The 23422-nt window shown below is 69.7% G+C and carries 22 protein-coding genes and 1 riboswitch; of the genes, 14 read left to right on the top strand and 8 right to left on the bottom strand.

Features of this window, described 5'->3' with window-relative positions:
• The first annotated feature begins 40 nt into the window (after positions 1-40).
• Positions 41-583: an alpha/beta fold hydrolase gene (locus JOE30_RS16015; protein WP_204867817.1), complete on the top strand. Its 543-nt coding sequence runs from the start codon at positions 41-43 to the stop codon at positions 581-583.
• Here JOE30_RS16015 and JOE30_RS16010 read toward each other — a convergent pair.
• The 3 genes from JOE30_RS16010 to JOE30_RS16000 all read right to left on the bottom strand — a co-directional run bounded on the left by JOE30_RS16010 (position 504) and on the right by JOE30_RS16000 (position 4594).
• Complete coding sequence (locus JOE30_RS16010; RefSeq protein ID WP_204867816.1) at positions 504-2009, bottom strand: HNH endonuclease signature motif containing protein; 1506 nt, start codon at positions 2007-2009, stop codon at positions 504-506. The two genes, JOE30_RS16015 and JOE30_RS16010, sit on opposite strands and share 80 nt — an antisense overlap.
• 138 nt (positions 2010-2147) lie before the next feature.
• On the bottom strand, positions 2148-3557 hold the full coding sequence (gene mtr / locus JOE30_RS16005; protein ID WP_204867815.1) for a mycothione reductase: 1410 nt from the start codon (positions 3555-3557) through the stop codon (positions 2148-2150).
• Positions 3554-4594, bottom strand: a complete 1041-nt coding sequence (locus tag JOE30_RS16000; protein WP_027505059.1) for an alpha/beta hydrolase — start codon at positions 4592-4594, stop codon at positions 3554-3556. Before JOE30_RS16000 ends, mtr begins: the two co-directional genes overlap by 4 nt.
• Before the next feature lie 158 nt (positions 4595-4752).
• Between JOE30_RS16000 and mqo the strand changes: the two genes are divergently transcribed.
• The 5 genes from mqo to JOE30_RS15975 all read left to right on the top strand — a co-directional run bounded on the left by mqo (position 4753) and on the right by JOE30_RS15975 (position 10970).
• Positions 4753-6312 (top strand): malate dehydrogenase (quinone), encoded by a 1560-nt coding sequence (mqo, locus tag JOE30_RS15995; protein ID WP_204867813.1) that lies wholly within the window; start codon positions 4753-4755, stop codon positions 6310-6312.
• 12 nt (positions 6313-6324) lie between these two features.
• Positions 6325-6810 carry a GNAT family N-acetyltransferase gene (locus tag JOE30_RS15990; RefSeq protein WP_027505061.1) on the top strand — a complete coding sequence of 162 codons (486 nt, stop codon included), beginning with the start codon at positions 6325-6327 and terminating at the stop codon, positions 6808-6810.
• A 39-nt stretch (positions 6811-6849) separates the two neighbouring features.
• A riboswitch (cobalamin riboswitch) is annotated at positions 6850-6933 on the top strand.
• Positions 6934-7027: 94 nt separating this feature from the next.
• A complete protein-coding gene (locus JOE30_RS15985; protein WP_204867811.1) occupies positions 7028-8932 on the top strand; it encodes a VWA domain-containing protein in 1905 nt (634 codons plus the stop codon).
• An 11-nt stretch (positions 8933-8943) separates the two neighbouring features.
• Complete coding sequence (cobO, locus tag JOE30_RS15980) at positions 8944-9564, top strand: cob(I)yrinic acid a,c-diamide adenosyltransferase (protein WP_204867809.1); 621 nt, start codon at positions 8944-8946, stop codon at positions 9562-9564.
• Positions 9558-10970: a cobyrinate a,c-diamide synthase gene (locus JOE30_RS15975; protein ID WP_204867806.1), complete on the top strand. Its 1413-nt coding sequence runs from the start codon at positions 9558-9560 to the stop codon at positions 10968-10970. The genes cobO and JOE30_RS15975 overlap by 7 nt, the downstream gene beginning before the upstream one ends.
• Here the strand turns inward: JOE30_RS15975 and JOE30_RS15970 are convergent.
• Entirely contained in the window at positions 10943-11359 is a 417-nt protein-coding gene (locus JOE30_RS15970) for a helix-turn-helix domain-containing protein (protein ID WP_204867804.1), read from the bottom strand. The genes JOE30_RS15975 and JOE30_RS15970 overlap by 28 nt on opposite strands.
• 151 nt (positions 11360-11510) lie before the next feature.
• On the opposite strand from JOE30_RS15970, the gene JOE30_RS15965 reads away from it, so the two are divergent.
• Genes JOE30_RS15965 through JOE30_RS15955 form a run of 3 tightly spaced genes read left to right on the top strand, consistent with a single transcriptional unit; the run spans position 11511 to position 15950 of the window.
• The gene (locus JOE30_RS15965) at positions 11511-13193 is read left to right on the top strand and encodes an alkaline phosphatase D family protein (RefSeq protein ID WP_204867802.1); all 1683 of its coding nucleotides are present in this window, start codon (positions 11511-11513) and stop codon (positions 13191-13193) included.
• Between the two features lie 58 nt (positions 13194-13251).
• Positions 13252-14484, top strand: a complete 1233-nt coding sequence (cobA, locus tag JOE30_RS15960) for a uroporphyrinogen-III C-methyltransferase (RefSeq protein ID WP_204867801.1) — start codon at positions 13252-13254, stop codon at positions 14482-14484.
• Positions 14485-14492: 8 nt separating this feature from the next.
• A complete protein-coding gene (locus JOE30_RS15955; protein WP_204867800.1) occupies positions 14493-15950 on the top strand; it encodes an MFS transporter in 1458 nt (485 codons plus the stop codon).
• Here JOE30_RS15955 and JOE30_RS15950 read toward each other — a convergent pair.
• Positions 15941-17167, bottom strand: a complete 1227-nt coding sequence (locus JOE30_RS15950; RefSeq protein WP_204867799.1) for a DUF2786 domain-containing protein — start codon at positions 17165-17167, stop codon at positions 15941-15943. The genes JOE30_RS15955 and JOE30_RS15950 overlap by 10 nt on opposite strands.
• Positions 17164-17907 (bottom strand): peroxide stress protein YaaA, encoded by a 744-nt coding sequence (gene yaaA / locus JOE30_RS15945; RefSeq protein WP_204867798.1) that lies wholly within the window; start codon positions 17905-17907, stop codon positions 17164-17166. The genes JOE30_RS15950 and yaaA overlap by 4 nt, the downstream gene beginning before the upstream one ends.
• A 44-nt stretch (positions 17908-17951) precedes the next feature.
• On the opposite strand from yaaA, the gene JOE30_RS15940 reads away from it, so the two are divergent.
• Together JOE30_RS15940 and JOE30_RS15935 are read left to right on the top strand one after the other, a co-directional pair.
• Complete coding sequence (locus tag JOE30_RS15940) at positions 17952-19706, top strand: proline--tRNA ligase (RefSeq protein WP_204867797.1); 1755 nt, start codon at positions 17952-17954, stop codon at positions 19704-19706.
• Positions 19703-20209: a hypothetical protein gene (locus JOE30_RS15935; RefSeq protein WP_204867795.1), complete on the top strand. Its 507-nt coding sequence runs from the start codon at positions 19703-19705 to the stop codon at positions 20207-20209. Before JOE30_RS15940 ends, JOE30_RS15935 begins: the two co-directional genes overlap by 4 nt.
• Before the next feature lie 25 nt (positions 20210-20234).
• Here JOE30_RS15935 and JOE30_RS15930 read toward each other — a convergent pair whose 3' ends face one another.
• Both JOE30_RS15930 and JOE30_RS15925 read right to left on the bottom strand, forming a co-directional pair.
• Positions 20235-20681 (bottom strand): ferritin-like domain-containing protein, encoded by a 447-nt coding sequence (locus JOE30_RS15930; RefSeq protein WP_027505072.1) that lies wholly within the window; start codon positions 20679-20681, stop codon positions 20235-20237.
• Positions 20678-21217 (bottom strand): hypothetical protein, encoded by a 540-nt coding sequence (locus JOE30_RS15925; RefSeq protein WP_307806199.1) that lies wholly within the window; start codon positions 21215-21217, stop codon positions 20678-20680. Before JOE30_RS15925 ends, JOE30_RS15930 begins: the two co-directional genes overlap by 4 nt.
• Positions 21218-21379: 162 nt before the next feature.
• On the opposite strand from JOE30_RS15925, the gene rimP reads away from it, so the two are divergent.
• From rimP to JOE30_RS15910, 3 genes are all read left to right on the top strand, one after another.
• Positions 21380-21994, top strand: a complete 615-nt coding sequence (rimP, locus tag JOE30_RS15920; protein WP_204867793.1) for a ribosome maturation factor RimP — start codon at positions 21380-21382, stop codon at positions 21992-21994.
• Between the two features lie 4 nt (positions 21995-21998).
• On the top strand, positions 21999-23003 hold the full coding sequence (gene nusA / locus JOE30_RS15915; protein ID WP_204870453.1) for a transcription termination factor NusA: 1005 nt from the start codon (positions 21999-22001) through the stop codon (positions 23001-23003).
• 158 nt (positions 23004-23161) lie between these two features.
• Positions 23162-23365 carry a YlxR family protein gene (locus JOE30_RS15910; protein WP_371831722.1) on the top strand — a complete coding sequence of 68 codons (204 nt, stop codon included), beginning with the start codon at positions 23162-23164 and terminating at the stop codon, positions 23363-23365.
• The last annotated feature ends 57 nt before the right edge of the window (positions 23366-23422 follow it).

The following is a 23422-nucleotide window of genomic DNA, read 5'->3' as shown; positions in this document are numbered from 1 at the left end:
AAGGGCTCCGAACGGGCCCGGTCGGGTAGCGTCGGGTCCCATGCAGCAGCAGACCGTCCCCCTGCCCTCCGGCGATCTGACCGTGCGAGTCGACGGGCCGGACAGTGGCCACGCGGTGCTGTTGCTCCCGGCCGACGGCGACGGCGCAGACGTCTTCGACGACACCGCGGCGCGGCTGACGACATCGGATCTGCGCACCGTCACGCTCGAGCCCGGTGCGAGTCCGAACGACACCGATCTCGTGGCGCTGCTCGATGCGCTCGGGTTGCCGTGGGTCAATCTGGTCGGCAGGGGAGAGGGCGCCGACCGCGCCTGGTCGCTCGCCGCCCGCACGTTCGGGCGAGTGTCGAGCCTGGTCGTCATCGACCGGGGCCACCCGGCCGTGCGTGACGACTCCGCTTGCCCGGCAGTCGAATTGCGTACGACGATGGTGGTCGTGGACCCCACCTTCGCTGAGGAGGCGTCCGCGACGAGCCGCTACGTCTACGGCGACTACCGCGTCGTCACGCTCGACTCGTCGACCCCGGACGCCGCGGCCGCAGCACTGGCCACCGAGATCGTGATGCGCACCAGCGCCTGGTGATCACTCGCCGGGTGCGGTGAGGTAGTCGTTCCCCTGCGAGTCGCGGATGTGGACGATGCCGTCGCGAAGCATGCGATAGTGCCACTGCCGGCGGGTTTTTCAGGCCGTGGTGCCGACGGCACAGCGGCGTGAGGTTGCCGGTCACGGTCCAGCCGCCTCTTTCCGGGTCGGTGTGGTCGAACGGGACGACGTGGTCGAGGTCGCAGTCCTCGCTGGGCACAGCGCACCCCGGATGGACGCACGTCGGATAGAGCGCTGTCACCAGCGCTGCAACCGCCTGCGATGGCCGGTAAGCCAATGCCCCGGCCGGGGGCACGGCGAATCCGCCGTGGCCGTCGGGGTTCTCAGCGGCACGGTCCAACGCTGATGGTGGGAGCGTGCGGAGGTACTCGACCTGCTCCCTCACCTTTCTGGCGTGTGCGGTGCGGACGTTCCCGGAGGTAGGCGTCCAGCCCGGCGGCATGCGGCGGGTGCGGCGAACTTCTCGCCCGGTGACCGGCACCAGCGGATCCGATGGTTCGGAGTCGGTAGGTGGGTCGTGCTGCGGGCACCGGCAACTGCACCCCGCCCGCGGTGCAGGAACTCTCGCTGCGGTGATGAGTGCTTGCCAGGTCGCATCTCCGGCGATCGTGCGGGCCACATCGGCCGGGACAGGTCCCCAGCCGACGAGATGGCCGGGTTCCCCCGCCAACCCGGCTGCCGTGGCCGCATCGAGGACGATCACGGCAGTGGTGTCCGGACGTGTGACCGGCCCCCGCCGCTCGCAGTCCTGATCAGCACACTCACACCCGACAGCGCCACCGGTGAACACCGCGTGCGCTGCGTCGAACAAGCGGGCCGGGAGCGGCCGCGGATCCGTGGCGCACACCCCCCGGGCCGCCTCGACGATGGCCCGCTTCATCCCGGCGATCTGCTCTGCAGGGCCACGAATTTTGAGCTCCGCCTGTCCTCTCGGCAGCTTCCTGACCGAGACGTGCCGTTCCGTCGTCGCCCGTTCCCGAGCGATGCGGTGCCAGTCGACGTCGAACTCGGCGAGAATGCGGTCGATCGCCGCCGCCACCGCACCGGGGGTGCATCGCTCCGCCGCGCCGAGCACACGACGGAGGAGATCCTCGGTCGCATCGGGGACGTCGGACAGGGACCGGCAGACGGTGCGGAACGCCGCGTACGCCAACCGGCCCGCATCGAAAGCCTCCGCCACCGCAGGATGCGCGTTGCGGGTCAGGAACAGCCACTCGGTCACCGTGCGCGTCGACACCGACAACGCCGCCGCGACCTCCGCCACCGCACAGGTCTCAGCGGCCTCGGCGTCGAACACCCCACCCGGACCGAGCACCGCGGGACGACGGGACTCCTCGTGAACGTAGGAGCACGACGCGGCGACAGTGCGGGCGAACGACGCCTGCGCATCGACCTTCGCCGACACCAACACATCCGTTGAAACCGCTGCGTCGTACACGAATTCACCCCCCGGCGATGCCCCGATCAGGCCGCCCCCCGACGACCTGAACAGACAGTAACCGACCCCACCGACACGAAATCAGCGTGGCGCGAGGGCGTCCGATCAGTCCAGATCGAGCCCGAGGAGCGCGTTCTCGACCACCTCGGGCAGTGCCGGGTGGATCCAGTACTGGCCCCGTGCGACGTCGCGGACGGACTGTCCGAACGTGAGGGCCTGGATCAGCGGTTGGATCACGGTCGGAGCCTGCTCACCGATGATGTGCGCGCCCAGCAGTCGGCCGGTCGCGCGGTCGGCGATCACCTTGCACAGACCTTCGTCGTCCTCCATCGCCCAGCCGTACGCGACGTCGGCGTACTTCTGGACCTTGACCGCGATGTCGTATCCCTGGTCGCGGGCCTCCTGCTCGGTGAGGCCCACCTCGGCGATCATCGGATCGGTGAACACCGCGGAGGGGACGTAGCGGTGATCGAAGCGCTTCCACCCCGTCGTGTCGTCCCACGACGGCTGCAGGACGTTCTCCTGCACCACGCGCGCCTCGGCATTGGCGACGTGCTTGAGCTGGTACGGGGACGAGACGTCGCCGAGGGCGAAGACGCCCTCGGCCGATGTGCGGCCGAACTCGTCGACCGCGATGCGGCCGTCGTCGTGCAGGTCGATGCCGGCCTCGTCGGCGCCGAGCCGATCGGCGTTGGGAGCGCGGCCGATCGCCACCAGCAGTGCATCCCCACGCACCTCGGTGCCGTCCGACAGGGACATCACGACGTCGTCGCCGTCCTGACGGACACCGGTGGCATCGACCGAGAGCCGGACGTCCCACTTGTCCTGCGCGAGCCTGGTGAACTGTTGCGAGATCTCGAGGTCCGACTTGCGGAGGAGGCGCTCCTTGCGTGCCAGGACCGTCACGTGCGAGCCGAGTGCCGAGAACACGTGCGCGAACTCGGCGGCGATGTAGCCCGACCCGAGCACGATCAGCCGCTCCGGAAGGGACGGCAGTCGCATGATGTCGTTGTTGGTGTGGAACGTGACGCCGCTGTCGCGGACGAAATCCGGGACGGTGGCGCGCGAACCGCTCGCGACGACGACCCTGTCCGCGGTGACGACACGGCCGTCGCCGGTGTCGATACGGCGCGGTCCGACGAAGCGCGCATGGCTGCTGAACAACGTCACGTTGGGCGAACCCTCGCGGCGATACTTCTCCCCGCCGTCCGCGATGGGGTCGATCCGGCCGAAGACGCGGTCCACGATGTCGGTCCACCGCACCGTGTCGATGTGGGCGTCGATGCCGTACTTCGACGCCGTGGTGACAGCGCGGGCGACCTCCGCCGCGTAGACGAACATCTTCGTCGGGATGCATCCCACGTTGATGCAGGTGCCGCCGAAGATGGACTCTTCGAACATCGCGACGCTCAACCCGTCGAAGCGCTCGTCGAGTATCGAGTTACCGGAACCTGTTCCGATGATCGCGAGGTCGAAGTGCTGGACGTCGGACCCGGTGTCCTGCGTGGCGCTCACGATCCGGTCGCCAGTTCTGCGTGGTCGCCGCCCGAGGGCGCGTCGGACAACCCGCTGCCGCGGTGCCGCAGCCAGTCGTCCATCTCGGCGAAGGCGCGTTCCAGTGGTTCGGGGGTGGAGAGGAAGACGTCGTGGCGGGCGCCCTCGATCGGGACGATCGTCGTGCGGTTGCCCAGGCATCCCGCCCACCGCGCGATCTGACGGACGTCGAGAACGGCGTCCGCGGCGTCGACGTCCGGCACGTACGTCTTGGAGAAGCGGGTGACCTTGGACCGGAGAATCAGGGACGGCACACCGATGTCGAGTCCCCGGTGCAGTTCCGCGTGGCCACGGCGGACCGCGCGGATCCAGCCGAGCTTGATCGGGAAGCCGGCCAACGGTTTCCACGACAGGTCGTAGTCCCACTCGCCGTTGCCACCCGAGCTTATGGAGAGGCCGTAGGTGTCGAGACCCTGGCCCGGCAGCGCGCGCAGGGGAGCGACGCGGCCCAGGACGCCGATCGCGACGGTTCCGACGCTGCGCACCAGAGGCGGACCCTGGAGGTCGAACCACGGGCTGTTCAGCACCAGGCCGGAGATGCCGGCGGCAGCGGCGCCGCCTCGGGTGCGTTCGAGGCGATCGAGCCACAGCGGGACGATGAGGCCGCCCGTCGAGTGCGCCGCCATCAGGACCTCGGCGCCCGTCTCCTCGCGCACGATCGCCAGCGCCCGGTCGAGTTCCTCGTCGTACAGCGCCAGGTCGGACACGAAGTGCGGCGACTGCCCCTCGCCGATGGAGCGTCCGCACTTGCGCAGATCGAGTGCGTAGAACGCGTGTCCCAGATCGGCGAAGTGCTCGGCCAGATGGCGTTGGAAGAAGTAGTCGGTGAAACCGTGCACGTAGAGGACTGCGCCCTTCGGCGTCGCGGAACCCGTCACGGACCGGGTCAGGCGCACGAGAGTTGCCCGCACCTCGCCCTCGCCGTCCGGGTCGGAGCCGAGCGGTATGGTCAGTTGCTCGTAATCGTCACCGAGTACATCGGGCGCCCATGTAGTCACACTCACACAGTAATGGCCGCTTCGCAGGGGTGGCGAGGGGCACAATCGGGTACAGAGACGGTGACTGTCGCGGTGACGCGGCACGGCGCCGCGGACAGCAGCATCCGCACCGCACTCCTTGTCGGGAGTGCCGATGGACGAAGGAAGTCGATCCAGCAGTGGGCGAACACGATCAGAACAGTCAGTCCGGCACCAAGTCGGGATCCAGGGTGGAGAGGACCGACGTCGTCCTGATCGGCGCGGGCATCATGAGCGCCACGCTGGGCACGCTCCTCCGTCAGGTCGAGCCCACCTGGTCCATCTCCGTCTTCGAGCGCCTCGACGCCGCGGCCGCGGAGAGCAGCGACCCGTGGAACAACGCCGGTACAGGCCACTCCGCCCTCTGCGAGCTCAACTACACCCCGCAGAACAAGGACGGCTCCGTCGACATCAGCAAGGCGCTGAACGTCAACGAGCAGTTCCAGGTCTCGCGGCAGTGGTGGTCGCACGCGCTGGAGGCCGGCGTGCTCGCCGACCCCAAGAACTTCATCAACCCCATCCCGCACGTCAGCTTCGTGCACGGCGAGGACAACGTGAAGTACCTGCGTGCGCGGTACGACGCGCTCTCGGGCAACCCGTTGTTCCCCGGTATGGAGTACATCGACGACGAGACCGAGTTCGCCCGTCGCCTCCCACTGATGGCGAAGGGGCGTGACTTCAGTGATCCGATCGCGCTCAACTGGTCCGACGGCGGCACGGACGTCGACTTCGGCGCACTGACCAAGCAGCTCCTCAACCACCTCGCGGTGGAGGGTGCATCCGTCAACTTCGGGCACGAGGTCCGCGACCTGTCCAAGAACTCCGACGGCACGTGGACCGTCAAGGTCTACAACGGACGTACCGGCGTCACGCGCAAGATCGTCACCAAGTTCGTCTTCGTCGGCGCGGGCGGCGGCGCCCTGCACCTCCTGCAGAAGTCGGGCATCGCGGAGGCCAAGGGCTTCGGCGGTTTCCCCGTCAGCGGTGAGTGGCTGCGGTGCACCACCCCCGAGCTCGTCGAGCAGCACTCCGCGAAGGTGTACGGCAAGGCCTCGGTCGGTGCGCCCCCGATGTCGGTGCCGCACCTCGACACCCGTGTCATCGGTGGCAAGCCCGGGCTGCTGTTCGGGCCCTACGCCGGCTGGTCGCCCAAGTTCCTCAAGCAGGGCAAGATGACCGATCTCGTGAACTCGGTCAAGCCGAACAACCTGTTCTCGATGCTGGGTGTCGGTGTCACCGAGATGGCCCTCACCAAGTACCTCGTCACCGAGCTGCTGCAGTCCGAGACCGACCGCGTGGAGACGCTCCGGGAGTTCATGCCGTCCGCTCAGGGCAAGGACTTCGAGCTGGTCACCGCCGGACAGCGAGTCCAGGTGATCCGTCGTAAGGGTCGCGGCGGCGTGCTCGAGTTCGGCACCGCCGTGATCAACGCAGGCGACGGCACCATCGCGGGCCTGCTCGGGGCGTCGCCCGGCGCGTCCACCGCCGTGCCGGCGATGCTGGACGTGCTGAAGCGTTGCTTCTCCGACCGGTACAGCTCGTGGGAGCCGACCCTCAAGGACATGGTTCCGTCCCTGGGTACCAAGCTCGCCGAGAACCCGCGTCTGTTCGACGAGATCTGGTCGCACACCACGCGAGTGCTGCAGCTCGACACGACCTCGGCCACCGGCCGGCAGGTCGCGCACTCCGGAACTGTGTGATACCACCATCACATGACGACGGCGACTGCAACACTCAAGCGATCCTGGGCACTCGACCTGTCGAACGAGACCCTCTACGAGCTTCTCAAGCTGCGCGTGGAGGTGTTCGTGGTGGAGCAGGCCTGCGCCTACCCCGAGCTCGACGGTAAGGACCTGCTCTCCGACACCCGCCACTTCTGGCTCGAGCGCGACGGCAGCGTGGTCTGCACACTGCGTCTCCTCGAGGAGCACGACGACGGCGAGAAGTCGTTCCGCATCGGGCGCCTGTGCACCCACCGCTCCTCGCGCGGGCAGGGTCACACCACGCGTCTGCTGCGGGCGGCTCTGGCGGAGGTCGGGTCGTCCCCGTGCCGCATCAACGCTCAGAGCTACCTGGTGGAGATGTACGCCAAGCACGGGTTCTACCCGGACGGTCAGGAAGTTCTCGAGGACGGCATCCCGCACACGCCCATGCGGCGCGGCGGCGGCAGTCCCTGGAGCGAAGGCGACAAGAACTGACACGCCTGCACCGACACTGAACAACCGACGAACGTCTCGGAGAAGCCCGTGAGACTCGGGCGCGGTCCCGCCACTGTGACGTGGCCCGGCCTCCTTCCGGAGGTCGGACCACGGAGCCAGATCGCTGAGTGTTCGTGTCACTGCTGCGTGAGAAGACCACGCGCAGCATCGTCTCGACTCCTCGGCGCGGTCACCGAGGTCGAACAGGACCACACGCGTGAATCCCGGATATCCGTTCTCCGCCATCGTCGGTCAGGACCGACTGCTGTTGGCGCTCTCACTCTGTGCCGTTCACCCCGGTATCGGCGGTGTGCTCGTACGCGGCGAGAAGGGCACGGCGAAATCGACCGCCGTGCGCGCGCTGACGGCGCTGATGCCCCCCGTCACGGACTCGGCGGGCACCCGGCCCGCTCGGCTCGTCGAACTGCCCGTCGGTGCGACCGAGGATCGAGTCGTCGGATCCATCGACTTCGAACGCATCGTCCGTGACGGCGAACGCGCCTTCACCCCCGGTCTGCTCGCGGCCGCAGACCGTGGCCTGCTGTACGTCGACGAGGTCAACCTCCTGCACGACCATCTCGTCGATCTGTTGCTCGATGCGGCGGCCATGGGCCGGGTTCACGTCGAGCGGGACGGCATCTCGCACTCCTACCCGTCGACCTTCGTGCTCGTCGGCACCATGAATCCCGAGGAGGGGGAGCTACGACCGCAGCTGCTCGATCGCTTCGGCCTCGCCGTGGACGTCTCCGCCTCCCGCGATGTCGACACGCGGATGACGGTCGTCCGCCGTCGACTCGACTACGAACGCGACGCCGAGGCGTTCGCCGAGGCGCATGCCGACGCCGACGCAGAGATCGCGGCCCGCATCGCCCTCGCGCGGGACCGTGTCGCCGACGTCGAGCTCCCCGACTCGGAACTGCGCCGTATCGCGGCCGTGTGTGCGGCCTTCGACGTCGACGGGATGCGCGGTGACCTCGTCGTCGCGCGCACCGCGACCGCTCACGCCGCGTGGCGGGGTGGGGCCACAGTGACCGAGGACGACGTGCGCGTCGCTGTCGAACTGGCGTTGCCGCATCGACGTCGGCGCGATCCGTTCGATGCGCCGGGGCTCGCGGACGGCGAGCTGGACGACGCGATGTCTCGAGCGGACGAGGACGTGCGGAACTCGGACCCCGACCCCGACCCCGAGCCCGATCCGGACCCGGACGGCGGTGGCGCACCCGATCCCGCTACCGAGGACGGTGCTCCTGAACACTCGAGCTCCGACGATGCACCGCCGGCCGACGAACCGCCCCCGCGGCCGTCGACCGGTGGCAGCTCCGGAACCGCCGCGTCCGGGGACGGCTTCGATGCTCGACTCCTGCAGATCGACGGTGTCGGCGACGGCGCACCCGGCCGTCGCTCGCGCGCGCGGGTGTCCTCGGGTCGTGTCGTGCGTTCGACCGACTTCACCGGCGGCTCACTCCATCTCGTCGGCACTCTGATGCGTGCCGCCGAGCGCAGGGGAGCGGCCGAGTCCGGCCGGTTGTCCATCGCGGGCGGTGATCTGCGCGGCGTCGATCGCGAAGGGCGCGAAGGCAATCTGATCGTCTTCGTCGTCGACGCGTCCGGTTCGATGGCGGCGCGTGATCGACTGTCCGCGGTCACCGGTGCCGTCGTGTCGTTGTTACGCGACGCCTACCGACGCCGCGACCGCGTCGCTGTCGTCTCGGTGCGTGGCACCGACGCGGAGGTGATCCTTCCGCCGACCCGGTCGGTGGACGTCGCCGTCACCCGTCTCCGCGACGTACGCACCGGCGGCCGAACGCCGCTCGCCTCGGGCTTCCTGACGACACGCGATGTCGTCGCACGCGAACGGGTCCGGGAGCCGGGACGTCGTGCCCTCGTCGTCACCCTGACCGACGGTCGAGCCACCGGTGGACCCGATCCGGTGGGGAGGGCCCGTCACGCCGCCGCACTGCTGGCCGCGGACAAGGTGGCTTCCGTGGTCGTCGACTGCGAATCCGGGATGGTTCGCCTCGGACTAGCCCGCGACCTCGCGACCGCCCTGCGCGGCACCTACATCTCACTGCCCGAACTGTCGTCGGCGAGCGTGGCCGGCGTCGTCCGGGCCGCAGCCTGAGGAGATCGTCCATGCCACAGGGAGTTCCGGCACCCGGCACCGTTCCCGACGACGGCCTGACCACCAGGCAGCGTCGCAACCTTCCCATCCTCGCCGTCCACACGGGCCCCGGGAAGGGGAAGTCCACCGCTGCGTTCGGCATGGCGATGCGCGCGTGGAACCAAGGCTTCGACGTCGCGGTCTTCCAGTTCGTCAAGAGCGCCAAGTGGAAGGTCGGCGAGGAGTCGGTGTTCCGCACCCTCGGCGATCTGCACGACGAGTCCGGCGTCGGCGGCGCCGTGGAGTGGCACAAGATGGGCTCGGGATGGTCCTGGTCGCGCAAGCGCGGCGACGAGGTCGACCATGCCGAGGACGCCCGTGAAGGGTGGGCGGAGATCGCGGCGCGCATCCGCGACGAACGGCACCGCTTCTACGTCCTCGACGAGTTCACCTATCCGCTGCACTGGGGATGGATCGACGTCGACGACGTGGTGCGCACCCTCACCGACCGGCCCGGCAACCAGCACGTCGTCATCACCGGCCGCAACGCACCCACCGCGCTGCTCGATGCCGCGGATCTGGTCACCGAGATGTCGAAGGTCAAGCACCCCATGGACGCGGGTCGCAAGGGTCAGCGCGGCATCGAATGGTGAACGACCTGCCCGCCGTCGTCATCGCTGCCCCCTCGTCCGGCAGCGGCAAGACCACCATCGCCACCGGCATCATGGGCGCACTGCGCGCCGCCGGACAGCGGGTCGCCCCGTTCAAGGTCGGCCCGGACTACATCGATCCCGGGTATCACGCCGTGGCTGCGGGCCGGCCCGGTCGCAACCTCGACGCCGTCATGATGGGCCGCGACGCGATGGTGCCTGCGCTGCGCTGGGGTGCGAGCGGTTGCGACATCGCGGTCGTCGAGGGCGTCATGGGTCTCTTCGACGGTCGCATCGACCCCCACGCAGCGGAAGCAGCTGCGGAAGGGTCCACGGCCGCGGTCGCGGCCGCGATCGGTGCGCCGGTGATCCTCGTGGTGGATTCGCGAGGGCACAGCCAGAGCATCGGCGCGCTGGTCCACGGGTTCTCGACGTACGACCCCTCGGTCCGCATCGCCGGGGTGATCCTCAACCGGGTCGGCAGCGAGCGACACGAGGCGGTGCTGCGACAGGCCTGCGACCGGGTCGGCATTCCCGTGATCGGGTCGGTGCCTCGCGCCGGCGCGCTGGAGGTGCCGTCGCGTCACCTCGGCCTGGTGACCGCCGCCGAGCACGGCTCCGCCGCGGTGGACGCCGTCGCGGCGATGACCGAGCTGGTGTCTCGCCATGTCGACGTCGACGCGCTCGCTCGCATCGCGGCGACGGCGCAGGTTCCGACCGCGGAGCCGTGGAGTCCGGACGCCGCGGTGGGGGAGCGGATGGAGGGTCCGCGTCCGGTGGTCGCCGTCGCCGGCGGCCCGGCGTTCACGTTCGGCTACGCCGAGCAACCGGAGGTGCTGCGTGCCGCGGGAGCGGACGTGGCGGTGTTCGATCCGCGCCACGACCGGTTGCCCGAGGGCGCCACCGGCCTGGTCGTTCCCGGCGGTTTCCCCGAGCTCCATGCCGCCGAGCTGGCATCCAACGAGTCACTGCTGGACGACATCCGCGCTCTCACCGACGCCGGGTGGCCGGTGCACGGTGAGTGCGCCGGCCTGCTGTACCTGGCCACCTCGCTGGACGGGCACCGCATGGCGGGAGTGCTCGACCTCGACGTCGAGTTCGGGTCGCGGCTCACCCTCGGCTATCGGGAGGCGGTGGCGCTGACGGAGTCGGTGATGTTCGACGTCGGCCAGCGCATCACCGGCCACGAGTTCCACCGCACCCACGTCGTCCGGGCGGGGGCGTTCGATCCCGCGTGGGCCTGGCGGCGCGACGGCAGCACGGTGCAGGAGGGATCCGTCGGAGTGGGCGGACGGGTGCACGCGTCGTATCTGCACACCCATCCGGTGGCGACGGCCCGCGGATTCGCTCGGTTCGTGGCGGCCTGTCGGCCGTCCGCCGATCACGCCGCGAGCAGTCCCTCCAGATAGTCCAGGAGCCGGGACACCTCGCGGGGGGCGCCGAGGACGACGACCTTGAGCCGGTCGCGTTGCGCGTCGTAGGCGGTGTTGACGCGCAACGGTTCGCTGTCGGGTCGCGCCTCCCCGGTGGCCCTGGCGAGCAGTGCCGTCAGCCGATCTGCGGTCTCGCGGTCGACGGTGTCGATGTCGACGATCGAGGTGACCTCGACGCGATGCTCGGTGCGCAACGTGGAGGCGGACTGCCCGGTGAACGTCTCGAGGTCCTCGCCGGAGATGCGGTACTGCTTGCCGATGCGGACGGCCGGGAGGCGCCCGGACCGCACGTAGCCGCGGACGGTGCGCACGTGCAGCCCCAGCATGTCGGCGACATCGTCGACCGAATACATCCGCACAGTCATCCAAACAACGTAAACATCCCCTGTCGCACACGTCAATTGGGACATCTACGTGCCCCGCGGCGGCTTTTCCCGGACATCTCGTCGGGAGACTTTTCCGACAGGTTGCCGGTGAACGGCGCGGAAATCGGGCAATGGTGGCAATCTGGATCGAATGACCGACATCGACCAGAGACTGATCCTGGGGCCGTTCGTCCGCTACGTCAGTACCGATCGCGCGACCTTCTGGGTGGAGACGTCGCACTCCTGCACCGTCACGGTCACCACGTCCTCGGGCGCCTCGGTGGACGAGCGCACGTGGGGTCTCCACGGGCACCACTACGCCCTCGTCGCCGTCGAGGATCTGCCCCAGAACTCCCTCGTCGACTACACCGTCGCGATCGACGGCGAGCAGGTGTGGCCCACTCCCGATCGCCGGGCCGCCGTGCACACGATGTGCGACGACGAGCCCGTCACCGTCGCCTTCGGATCCTGCAGGCGGGGTGACACCTACAGCGACGAGGCGTTGACGCGCATCGGCGCCGACGCGCTGGTCGGGCTCGCCGACCGCGTCGCGAGCGAGGAGCCCGACACCTGGCCGGATCTCCTGGTCTTCCTCGGCGATCAGGTCTACGCGGACGATCCGTCGCCCGAGATCGTCGAGCGCCTGCACGCCCGGCGCGAGGCCGGCGAGCGTGCTGCCGGTGCCCGCTCGGAGGAGGTCGAGGACGAGATCTGCGACTTCGAGGAGTACACCTGGCTCTACCAGGAGTCGTGGGGCGACGACCGCGTCCGCCACCTGATGGCCACGGTCCCGACGTGCATGATCCTCGACGACCACGATCTGCGGGACGACTGGAACTCCTCCGCGGACTGGCGCGCGGAGGTGACACAGGCGTCCTGGTGGGAGGACCGCGTGATCGGCGCCTTCTCGTCGTACTGGGTCTACCAGCACCTGGGCAACCTGTCCCCGCGCGAACTCGAGGACGACGCGATGTACGCGGCCGTGCGATCCGCCGCGAGCGACTGCGAGCGTGAGACGCTGCTCGCCGAGTTCGCCCTGAAGGCGGACGCGGAACCGTCCTCGGCGCGCTGGAGCTATCACCGTGACATCGGCAACACGCGTCTGGTGATGATCGACAGCCGGTGTTCGCGTGACCTGTCGCCCGAGCGCAGGGCCATGGTCGACGACGTCGAGTGGGCGTGGGTGCGCGAGCACACGCTGAACTCGGGCAAGGAGCACGTGCTCCTGGGGTCGTCGCTGCCCTTCCTCATGCTTCCGGGGCTGCACGCGGTGGAGCAGTGGAACGAGGCGGTGGCGCAGGGCGCGTGGGGGAAGCGGTTCGGTCGGATCGGGGAGAAGCTGCGTATCGCGCTCGATCTCGAGCACTGGGCCGCGTTCGGAAAGTCCTTCGGCGACATGGTGGATCTGGTCGACGAGGTGGTCGTGGGACCGGACGCGCCGAAGTCGGTGGTGTGGTTGTCGGGTGATGTGCACTGCTCCTACGTCGCGAAGGCGGAGACCCGTGTGTCGACGTCGACGTCTCTGTACCAGCTGACGATGTCGCCGTTCCGCAATCCCTTGAACCTGCCGATCCGGGCGGTCAATCGCCTGGCGATCCGTCGCCCGGTGGCGAGGATGCTCGCGCGCCTGGCGCGCGGAGCGAAGGCAGAACCGGTGCACGCGGAGTGGAGCACGGAGGCGGGTCCCTGGTTCGACAACGGGGTGATGTCGTTGACCACGGACTCGCAGGCGCTGCGGCTCGAGGTGAACCACGCCGCGGTGGTGGACGGGCGTCAGACCCTCAGCACCACGGCGCGCTACGACCTCACGCCGTCCGGGGTGCGGCAGCGCTGATCGTGCCCGTGCAGCGCGAGAAGTTGCGCTCGTGCCACGACAGGTAGGGTCTTCCGACGTGGACGCGACCGATTCTCCCTACCTCTCAGGGCTCGATCTGGCCGGTCGTCGCGTGGTCGTCGTCGGCGGGGGCAGTGTCGCGCAGCGGCGGCTCCCGCTGCTGGTGTCGTGCGGCGCGAAGGTCGTCGTCATCACCCGCGAGGCCACCCCGGCGGTCGAGGGCATGGCGAGCTTCGGTCAGATCGAGCTGGAGCTGCGCGACTACCGCGACGGCGATCTGCACGAGGCCTGGTACGCCATCGCCTGCACCGACGACGCCGAGACAAACGCGGCCGTCGTCGCGGAAGCGGCGCGCTCCCGAATCTTCTGCGTGCGCGCGGACGTGGCGAGAGACGGCACGGCGGTCACGCCTGCCAGCGCGGAGTACGACGGTCTGACCGTCGGCGTGCTCGCCAGCGGAGAACATCGCCGGTCCGCCGCCGTGCGCAACGCCGTGCTGGACGGGCTGCAGTCCGGGGCCATCGCGGACGCGCCGGAGACGTCGATCGCGGGGGTCGCACTCGTGGGCGGAGGACCGGGAGACCCGGACCTCATCACCGTGCGGGGACGCCGTCTGCTGGCGCGTGCCGACGTGGTCGTCGCCGACCGTCTCGCGCCACCCGAGCTGTTGGCCGAACTGGGACCGCACGTCGAGGTGATCGACGCATCGAAGATCCCGTACGGCCGGTTCATGGCGCAGGAGGCCATCAACGACGCGTTGATCACGCATGCCCGCGCCGGCCGGTTCGTGGTCCGCCTCAAGGGCGGCGATCCCTACGTCTTCGGTCGCGGGTACGAGGAACTCGAAGCGTGCACCGCAGCGGGCATTCCCGTCACCGTCGTTCCCGGCATCACCAGCGCCATCTCGGTGCCGTCCGCCGCAGGCATCCCGGTCACCCACCGTGGAGTCACGCACGAGTTCGTCGTCGTCAGCGGTCATCTGCGCCCGGATCACCCGGACTCACTCATCGACTGGCCGTCCCTGGGTCGGCTGCGCGGCACGATCGTGCTGCTCATGGCGGTCGAGCGCATCGGAGCCTTCGCGGACGTGCTCGTGGAGAACGGGCGCGCCGCGGACACGCCGGTGGTGGTGGTCCAGGAGGGCACGACGCGGTCGCAGCGGGTGGTCCGGGCAGATCTGGCCACCGTCGCCGAGCGGGTGCGCTCGGAGAACGTGCGCCCACCGGCCATCATCGTCATCGGACCGGTGGCGGGATTCGACGCCGCGGCCGAGATCGGCGCGGCCTCGTGACCCGGCCGATGACCTATCCCGTGACCGAGCGGGCCTTCGGGCTCGCGATCATCGCGCTCAGCGGCATGCAGTTGATGGCCGTGCTCGACGGCACCGTGGTGAACCTCGCGCTCGCCCCGCTGCAGGCCGAACTCGGCCTCAGCGATGCCGGTCGCAACTGGGTCGTCTCGTCGTACGTGCTGGCCTTCGGCGGTCTGATGCTCCTCGGCGGGCGCCTGGGCGACGCCTTCGGGCGCAAGCGCATGTTCCTCGTGGGAGTCGCGCTGTTCACGGTGGCGTCCGCGGCCTGCGGACTCGCGCAGAACGAGGCGATGCTGGTGCTGGCCCGGGTGATCCAGGGCGCCGGCGCCGCCGTCGCGTCGCCCACGGCGTTCGCACTGGTGGCCACCACGTTCGCGCCCGGGCCCGTCCGCAATCAGGCCATCGCCATCTACGCGGCCATGACCGGTGTCGGCTCCTTCTCCGGTCTCATCATCGGCGGCGCGCTCACCGAGGTCTCGTGGCGGTGGATCTTCCTCATCAACGTGCCGATCGGACTCGCCATCCTGGCCCTGGGGTGGCGCGCGCTCACCGAGACGGCCGGCGAACGGGCGCCCCTCGACGTGCCGGGGGCGATCCTCGCGACGCTCGGATCCACCGGTGTCGTGTTCGGCATCGTCGAGGGTCCGGAGCGAGGCTGGACGGACGTCGTCACTCTCACCGCGATCGTCGTCGGTCTGGTCCTGCTGCTCGCGTTCCTCACCGTCGAGCGGCGCGCCCGGAACCCACTGCTCCCCTTCGAGCTCTTCCACGACCGGGACCGCGTCGCCACCTTCGTCGCCATCTTCTTCTCCGGCGGCGCCCTGTTCGCGATGACCGTGATCGTCGCGGTGTTCGTCCAGGACGTGTTGGACTACAGCCCGCTGCGCGCCGGCATCTCCTTCATCCCGTTCGGAGGCGGCATGGCGCTCGCCGCCGTCGCGTCGTCGTGGCTGGCGCCGCGGGTCGCACCGCGCTGGATCATTGCGACCGGTGCGGTCCTCACCGTCGGGTACCTGATCTTCGCGTCGACCATCACAGTGGAGTCGACGTACTGGAAGAACCTGTTCCTGCCCATCGGCGGCATCGGTTTCGGTGTCGGACTCGCCGTCATCGCCCTTCCGCTGTGCGCGATCGCCAACGTCGACCAGAAGAACATCGGGCCCCTCACCGCCATCTCGCTCGTCGCGCAGAACCTGGGTGGCCCGCTCGGCCTCGCGGTGGTCAGCGCGATGGCGGCGTCGAAGACGCTCTCACTGGGCGGTCGGACGGGCTCGGCCGTCGACATGACGCGACCGGAGATCGTCGCGCTGGGAGAGGGCTACACGTTCGCTCTTCTCGGTTGCGCCGTACTCGCCGCCGTCGCCGCGGTCTCGGCGCTGTTCATCCGCTACAGCGCGGCCGACGTCGCCCAGGCCAAGGCAGCCCAGGACGCCGTTCACCGCTGACGGTCGGCGGGCAGCTCCGCCTCGTTCGCCGCCGCCCGGCCGGACTCCGATCCCGCGAGGTCCAGCCGGGGTCCACGGACCGACCGGGTGGCCGGGAACAGCCGCTCGACCTCGGCCTCGACGGCCACGGTCTGCATCGCCAACATCGGCAGCAGATCGCCGGAGCGTCGAGTCGCCTCCTCGAGGGCCAGTGCGTCCGACTCGGCGAGGCGTTCACCCAGCCGCACGGCGTAGGCCCACAGGAACGCGGTGTCGAACCCGGATGCCGCCTTCTTCCGCCGAGCCGGTCGGGGAGCGCGAGCCAGGGCGCGCGCCGCCTGCACCGAGAGCGAGGTGAAGAGCATCTCGGTCTGCTCCACGTCGACGGGCGCACCCACCACCGTCGCGATGGCGTGATCGGTGTCCCACACCACTCGCGTGCGGTTGACCGTCGCCACCACGTGCAGCAACTGCGCACGCGCATCCGCATGCGGATTGTCGACATGCACCCGCCTGCTCACGACGTCGGTCCGGCCCTCGGCGAGCACCAGGGTGTCGACGGAGTACTTCGTCATCAGTTCCTGCGCCTTCGCGGTGAACGCATCGGCCTCCTCCTCGAACTCGGTCGAGTCCGCCTTGGCGAGAAGCCCCCTGATGCGCCCGAGCATGCCGGACCCGACGACGGTGTCGGGCGGCAGCAGGCGTGCGGTCCGGGCCGACGGCCACTGCGAGGGCAGCGCACCGATCCGGGTGAGTCGGGGCAGGCTCTGCCACCGCCCGAGCAGCGTGAGCACAGCGATCCACTGGTCACTGACGGCAATGTAGTCGGACGCACCGCCGAGGCGTAGACGCGCGGCGAGCAGGCTCGGAGTCGCATCGACCGGTGACTCGACGTCCGGGCGCAGTGCCCGGATCTCCTTCACCTGGCGCACCCAGCTCGCGGGCGCGCGCGAGGTGGCGTCGGACAGCTCGGCCTCGTGCAGGAGAGCCGCCGCGGCGAGCCCGGTGACCTCGGCGGTGCAGTGGCGGCGGACCACGTGCAGCAGGTCGAGCGGTTGCCACCCCTCCTCGTACAGCGCGGTGATCGTGGACAGGAGCGTGACGGACCCCTGAGCGAGGGGATCCGCGTCGGTGCAGGCGACCAGCTGGTCCGCGACGTCGTCCACCACGCGTTGCGAAGCGGTGCGACCGACGGCGGCATCGGCGCCGCGCTGCAGCAGTTCCGGGACCGGGTTCATTCGGTCAGCACGATCACCTCGGTCGGCGATGCGACCTCGGCTCGGAGTCCCGCGCGGACGGCGACCGCGGCGACGGCCCGTGCGCTCGTGGGTTCGGCGCGGGTGACGGTCAGCGCCCGTGCCAGCAGTCCCTTGTGATGCTTGTTGAAGTGGCTGACGACGGTGCGGGATCCGTCGGGTTGCTCAGTGAGGACGGTGGCGGTGACGGCGCCGGGTATCAGGCCCAGGTTGCGGTAGATTCCCGAGCGCAGATCGACGACGAGACCGTCGGCGGCCGCGGTGACCGCCGCGGGCAGCACCGGCTTCCACAGGGCGCGGAGCGTGGGGAGCCCGGGCAGTGCGGACCCGCCCGAGAGCCGGTACGCCGGAACCGGATCGTCTGCTCGCACCGCACCGAAGAGGGCGGACCCGATCGCGAGGCGCTGCCGAGCCCTGGCCTTCTGCGCGCGGGTGAAGGATGCCGCGTCCAACGCGTCGAACAACACTCCGGTGTAGCGCTCGAGGGCCGGTCTCGTCGCCGAGACCGTCAGGGCAGCGTTGCGCTCGATCTCGTCGTCCTGCTTCGGCGAGAGACCCAGGGCCGTGCGGGAGGCCACGGGATCGTCGGCGAGGGACACCAGAGCGTCCACCAGCGTCGATCGCACGTCGGTGAGCTCCGGGAGCCACAGCTGGTCGAGATCGAGCGGATCACCGCGGCCCCCCGCGGACTTGGTTTCGGACGGTGGCAGAAGAACGAGCACGGCAGGAACGGTACCGACACACCCACGGACTAGGCTGTGCGCCTGTGATCACCCGTCTGTCCCACCTGTTCCTGCGCACGCTCCGCGACGATCCCGCCGATGCCGAGGTACCGAGCCACAAGCTCCTGGTGCGCGCCGGCTACGTCCGTCGCATCGCTCCCGGGGTGTACTCGTGGTTGCCGCTCGGACTCCGGGTGCTGCGCCGCGTCGAGCAGGTGGTGCGCGAGGAGATGAACGCGATCGGTGGCCAGGAGATCTCGCTGCCGGCGTTGCTGCCGCGTGAACCCTACGAGGTGACCAATCGCTGGACCGAGTACGGCGACGGGCTGTTCCGGCTGAAGGATCGCAAGGGCGTCGACATGCTGCTCGGGCCGACGCACGAGGAACTCTTCGCGCTGACGGTCAAGGGGGAGTACAGCTCCTACAAGGACCTGCCGGTCACGCTGTACCAGATCCAGACCAAGTACCGCGACGAGGAGCGTCCGCGTGCCGGCATCCTGCGCGGCCGTGAGTTCGTCATGAAGGACTCGTACTCGTTCGATCTGGACGAGGCGGGTCTGAAGACCTCCTACGAGGCCCATCGGGAGGCGTACCAGCGGATCTTCGAGCGCCTCGGTGTCAGCTACGTCATCGTCGCGGCCACGTCCGGTGCGATGGGCGGGAGCGCGTCCGAGGAGTTCCTCGCGGAATCGGTGGTCGGCGAGGACACCTACGTGCGGTGTGTCGAGTCCGGGTACGCCGCGAACGTCGAGGCCGTCACGACGACGGCTCCGCCGTCGATCCCCCTCGAGGGTCTGCCGCAGCCGACGGTGCACGAGACCGGCGACACCCCGACCATCGCGACGCTCGTCGACTGGGCGAACGGTGCCGATCTCGGCCGCACGGTCACCGCGGCGGACACGCTGAAGAACGTGCTGCTCAAGACGCGCATCCCCGGCGGTGAATGGGAACTGCTCGCCATCGGCGTTCCCGGTGACCGCGACGTGGACGAGAAGCGCCTCGAGGCCTCCCTCGCCCCTGCCGAGTTCGTCATGCTGGGCGACGCAGACTTCGCCGCCAACCCGTTCCTCGTCAAGGGTTACATCGGACCGAAGGCGTTGCAGGACAACGGCGTGCGTTACCTCGTCGACCCTCGCATCGTCGACGGCACGGCGTGGATCACAGGCGCGAACGAGAAGGGCAAGCACGTCGTCGATCTGGTCGCGGGCCGTGATTTCGTCGCGGACGGCACCATCGAGGCCGCCGAGGTGCGCGACGGTGATCCCTCGCCGGACGGCCGCGGTGCACTGGTGTCCGCTCGCGGCATCGAGATCGGCCACATCTTCCAGCTCGGTACCAAGTACACCGACGCCTTCGCGGTCGACGTCCTCGGCGAGAACGGCAAGCCCACTCGCCTCCTCCAGGGCTCGTACGGCGTCGGCGTCTCCCGCCTGGTGGCTGTCATCGCCGAGCAGATGCACGACGACAAGGGTCTGCGGTGGCCCGCGTCCGTCGCACCCGCCGACGTGCACATCGTCATCGCCAACAAGGACGTGGGCGCGCGCGAGGGTGCCGAGGCGCTCGCCGTCGAACTCGACGCGCACGGACTCGAGGTCATTCTGGACGACCGTCCCAAGGTGTCTCCCGGCGTGAAGTTCAAGGATTCCGAACTGATCGGTGTGCCGCTCGTCGTCGTCCTCGGTCGCGGCTGGGCGGACGGCACCGTCGAGCTGAAGGATCGATTCACCGGTGAGGCTCGCGACGTTCCGGCCGAGTCGGCGGGCCGGGAGGTCCTGCGCGCGGTCGGGCGACCCGTGTGAGCACCTCTTCGTCGAGCGAGTCTCTTCCTGCCGTCCTGGCCCGACTCGTCGATGCCCGACGAGTCCTGTTGATCGCGCCGACGCACGGCCGCTCGGCCGCTCTCGCGGCCGCCGCGGTCGGTGAGCACGGATCCGTCGTGGTGCTCGCCGCGGACGGGAGTGTCGCGTCCGTCCGGGCCGACACGGAGTCGGCTCGAGCCAGGGTGGTGATCGTCGCCGGCGAACCCGCCGGATCGTTGCCGCAGCTCCGCACGGACGACGACACGACCTTCGGTGTGGTGTCCGCCGACGTCTCACGGGCCGGTGCGGCCGAGGCCGTGCAGTACCTCGAGTGGGCGCTGGTGCTCGGTCGACCCGGGACCGCCGTGGTGGTCACCGGCGACGCCGACGGGGCGACGTGGACGGCGGTGCAGGACATGGTCGACAGTCACCCACGGCTCGCCGCAGCGTCGTGGACGGCGGGCGCCGCGGTGATCGTCGCCGCCGTGACGGATCAGCCCTGAGCCGAGTTCCCGACCGGCGGAAGGATCAGGTCGCCGGAGTGCCGGGGAAGGCCACCGTCGACGGGAAGATGCCGAGGATCGCCTTCCACGCCGAGGCGCGCCGAGCGGAGTCCGTGAGGGCGACGATGCCGATGTCGCGGGTGTGGCCGGACTGGGCCCGTTCGACGACCGACCGCCAGGCGACCGCGGCGTCGTCCTCGACCTGCGCCGCGAGTCGTGCCGCCGCCACCGCGTCGGTCACCGGGAACGGCACCGTGTACCCGGCTGCGGGTTCGGGTGCGGTGACGCTGGCCGCGGTCAGGGCGTCGATCGTGCCGTCGCGCCGCGCTCGGTGATCGGCGGCGTACTGCGCGACCATCGGATCGCGGGTGGGGTTCGAGAACGCGGCGATGACGCCGTAGGCGAAGACGGCGGCGAACTCCACGTTCAGCGCGTCCACGAGGGCCTGCTGCTCCGGGCCGAGGTCACTCATCCGGCCACCGCCGCGGACGCCAGCGTGCACGCGGCACTGATCGACCCGAGCAGGCCCGCTCGGTAGCCGGACAGCGCACGCGCGTCGTCGGCTGCGCTGCGGCCCGCGTCCGACAGGGCCGTGGACAGCTCGGTGAGTGCCGGGGCCGGAACCGGCTCGGCAGTGCCGGTCTCCGCAGCGGCGGTTCCGGACACCGTGGGCGGGGGAGTGAGGCGCGCGATCTCGGCGTCGAGCGCGTCGGCGTGGGCGGTCCGCTGATCGGCGATCACGGTGAGAGTGTCGACCGCCGCCGGGTTCTGCGCGATCGCCGCCGTCGCGGCGGCAGCGTCGCTGCGGGCCCGTGCGGCATGCGCTGCGAGCGGATCGGGCTGCGGCGCCTCGTCGTCCTGCGCACCGTCCGAGCACGCGACCGTCGAGGCGAGGATCGTCGTGCCCGCGACCACTGCTCCCGCACCGCGCAACATCGTGCGCCGCGAGAGCATCGAGAGACTGCGGCCGTGCAGGAAGACCGGTCGGTGCGGAACTGTCGGTGGCACCCGGTCATCGTGCCAGACACGGACACCGTCCCCGCGCCGGACACGAGCACTCCCGCCGCGACGACGCAGCGTGTCGGGAGACGCGCCCCGGTCGCGGTATCGTGGTCCCTTCCCAGTTCGCCGGTGGCGAGCTGTACAACTTCAGCGAGGAGTGGTCGAGCGATGCCGGTTCCATCCAGGGAGAGGGTCGTCGCACTCCTCTCCGCACACGTGGCGGGCCCGGGGTTCACCGACGGCGATCTCGATCTCGAGGACGTCACCGTCTCGAAGGCCGGTGCCCACAGCGTCGTCAAGGTGATCGTCGACCGGGATTCCGGATTCGAGCTCGACGCGCTCGCTCGACTGAGTCACGAGATCTCCGACATCCTGGACGCGGCAACCGAATTCGGGGACACCGCGTACAACCTCGAGGTGACCACGCCCGGTGTCGATCGACCCCTGACCGAGCCTCGCCACTGGCGTCGTGCTCGCGGCCGGATGGTCACCGTCGTGCTCGGGGACGAGACGATCGACGCCCGCGTCGGCGAGCTCAGGACCTCGGAGGGCGGAACGGCCGAACTGGATCTCGTACTCCGCTCGCGCACCGGTCCGACGCTGCGCACCGTGCCGCTCGACGCGGTCACGTCGGCCACCGTGCAGGTGGAGTTCAAGAAGCCCAACCCTGCGGAGCTCGAGATGGCGGGCGGCGTGACGCCCGGACGCTTCGATCCGCTGAATCCGCCGGAGGAGCCCGTCTCCGGTGACGAAGACGACGACTCAGACGACGAAAGCCGATAACGACGTGAACATCGACATGACTGCCCTCCGCGCGATCGAGGCGGAGAAAGGCATCACCATCGACGCGGTGATCGAGACGCTGCAGAGCGCGCTGCTCACCGCGTACAAGCACACGGCCGGTCACCGGTCCGACGCCTACATCGATGTGAATCGCAAGAGTGGCGAGGTCCGCGTGATGGCGCGCGAGACCGACGAGAACGGGAACTTCGTCTCCGAGTGGGACGACACCCCCGAGGGTTTCGGCCGCATCGCCGCGACCACCGCGCGTCAGGTCATCCTGCAGCGACTCCGGGACGCCGAGAACGAGAAGTCGTTCGGCGAGTACTCGACGCACGAGGGCGAGATCGTCGGCGGTGTCATCCAGGCCGACGCGCGGTTGAATTCCCGCGGCACGGTCGTGGTGCGGATCGGCAGCGACTCCGAGGGCGTGGACGCCACGATCCCGCCGGCGGAGCAGGTGCCCGGTGAGACGTACGAGCACGGCGATCGCATCAAGTGCTACGTCGTGGGCGTCACCCGCGGAAATCGCGGCCCGCAGGTCACCCTGTCCCGGACGCACCCCAACCTGGTCCGCAAGGTGTTCGCGCTCGAGGTGCCGGAGATCGCGGACGAGTCCGTCGAGATCGTGTCGGTGGCCCGCGAGGCGGGACACCGGTCGAAGATCGCCGTGCGGACGTCGGTGTCCGGCCTGAACGCCAAGGGCGCGTGCATCGGTCCGATGGGCCAGCGTGTCCGCAATGTCATGAGCGAGCTGGCCGGCGAGAAGATCGACATCATCGACTACGACGACGATCCCGCCGTGTTCGTCGGGAATGCGTTGTCACCGTCGAAGGTTGTCTCTGTCACGGTCGTCGACGCGGCCGCCCGCGCTGCGCGTGTGGTGGTGCCCGACTACCAGTTGTCGCTCGCGATCGGCAAGGAAGGTCAGAACGCACGGCTCGCCGCGCGCCTGACCGGGTGGCGTATCGACATCCGGAGCGACGCCGCGCCGACCGAGGACGATCACTGAGTCGGCGCGCGCGAGCGGGCGACGTTCCGAACCGGACCGAATCCGCGTTAGACTGTGACACGGCTCGACACGCGTTGTCCGACGACACCGCGTCCGCACCTGCTGGACCGGTGCGTACGTGCGTAGGATGCAGACAGCGTGAGTCGCCTTCCGCCTTGGTGCGGATCGTCGCCGGCGTCTCCGACACCGGCACGGTCAGCGCCGTGGTCGATCATCGCCGCAGACTGCCCGGCCGGGGTGCATGGTTGCATCCCGACGCGACTTGTCTGCAGCAGGCGGAGCGACGTCGAGCCTTCGGGCGTGCCTTGCGCGTGACCGGTCCGCTGGACCTGTCGGCGCTTGCCCGGGAGTTCGCACCGTGAGGGTGTGAACCACACTCGATCGACCGGCCGAACGGTCGCGGCACCTCGCCGCGCCAC

Origin of the sequence: Rhodococcus sp. PvP016 (assembly GCF_017832185.1) — a bacterium.
In the GTDB taxonomy this organism is placed as follows: Bacteria; Actinomycetota; Actinomycetes; order Mycobacteriales; family Mycobacteriaceae; genus Rhodococcoides.
The sequence above is the reverse complement of the archived record's forward strand: the minus strand, read 5'-3'. Positions and strand labels throughout refer to the sequence as shown.

Excerpts from the sequence above, each read along its gene's own strand:
- JOE30_RS15975 (WP_204867806.1), top strand. The coding sequence starts at position 9,558 with ATGGTGAACGACCTGCCCGCCGTCGTCATCGCTGCCCCCTCGTCCGGC.
- JOE30_RS16015 (WP_204867817.1), top strand. The coding sequence starts at position 41 with ATGCAGCAGCAGACCGTCCCCCTGCCCTCCGGCGATCTGACCGTGCGA.
- JOE30_RS15950 (WP_204867799.1), bottom strand. The coding sequence starts at position 17,167 with ATGAACCCGGTCCCGGAACTGCTGCAGCGCGGCGCCGATGCCGCCGTC.
- JOE30_RS15965 (WP_204867802.1), top strand. The coding sequence starts at position 11,511 with ATGACCGACATCGACCAGAGACTGATCCTGGGGCCGTTCGTCCGCTAC.
- JOE30_RS15970 (WP_204867804.1), bottom strand. The coding sequence starts at position 11,359 with ATGACTGTGCGGATGTATTCGGTCGACGATGTCGCCGACATGCTGGGG.
- cobO (WP_204867809.1), top strand. The coding sequence starts at position 8,944 with ATGCCACAGGGAGTTCCGGCACCCGGCACCGTTCCCGACGACGGCCTG.
- JOE30_RS15955 (WP_204867800.1), top strand. The coding sequence starts at position 14,493 with ATGACCTATCCCGTGACCGAGCGGGCCTTCGGGCTCGCGATCATCGCG.
- rimP (WP_204867793.1), top strand. The coding sequence starts at position 21,380 with ATGCCGGTTCCATCCAGGGAGAGGGTCGTCGCACTCCTCTCCGCACAC.
- JOE30_RS15990 (WP_027505061.1), top strand. The coding sequence starts at position 6,325 with ATGACGACGGCGACTGCAACACTCAAGCGATCCTGGGCACTCGACCTG.
- JOE30_RS15930 (WP_027505072.1), bottom strand. The coding sequence starts at position 20,681 with ATGAGTGACCTCGGCCCGGAGCAGCAGGCCCTCGTGGACGCGCTGAAC.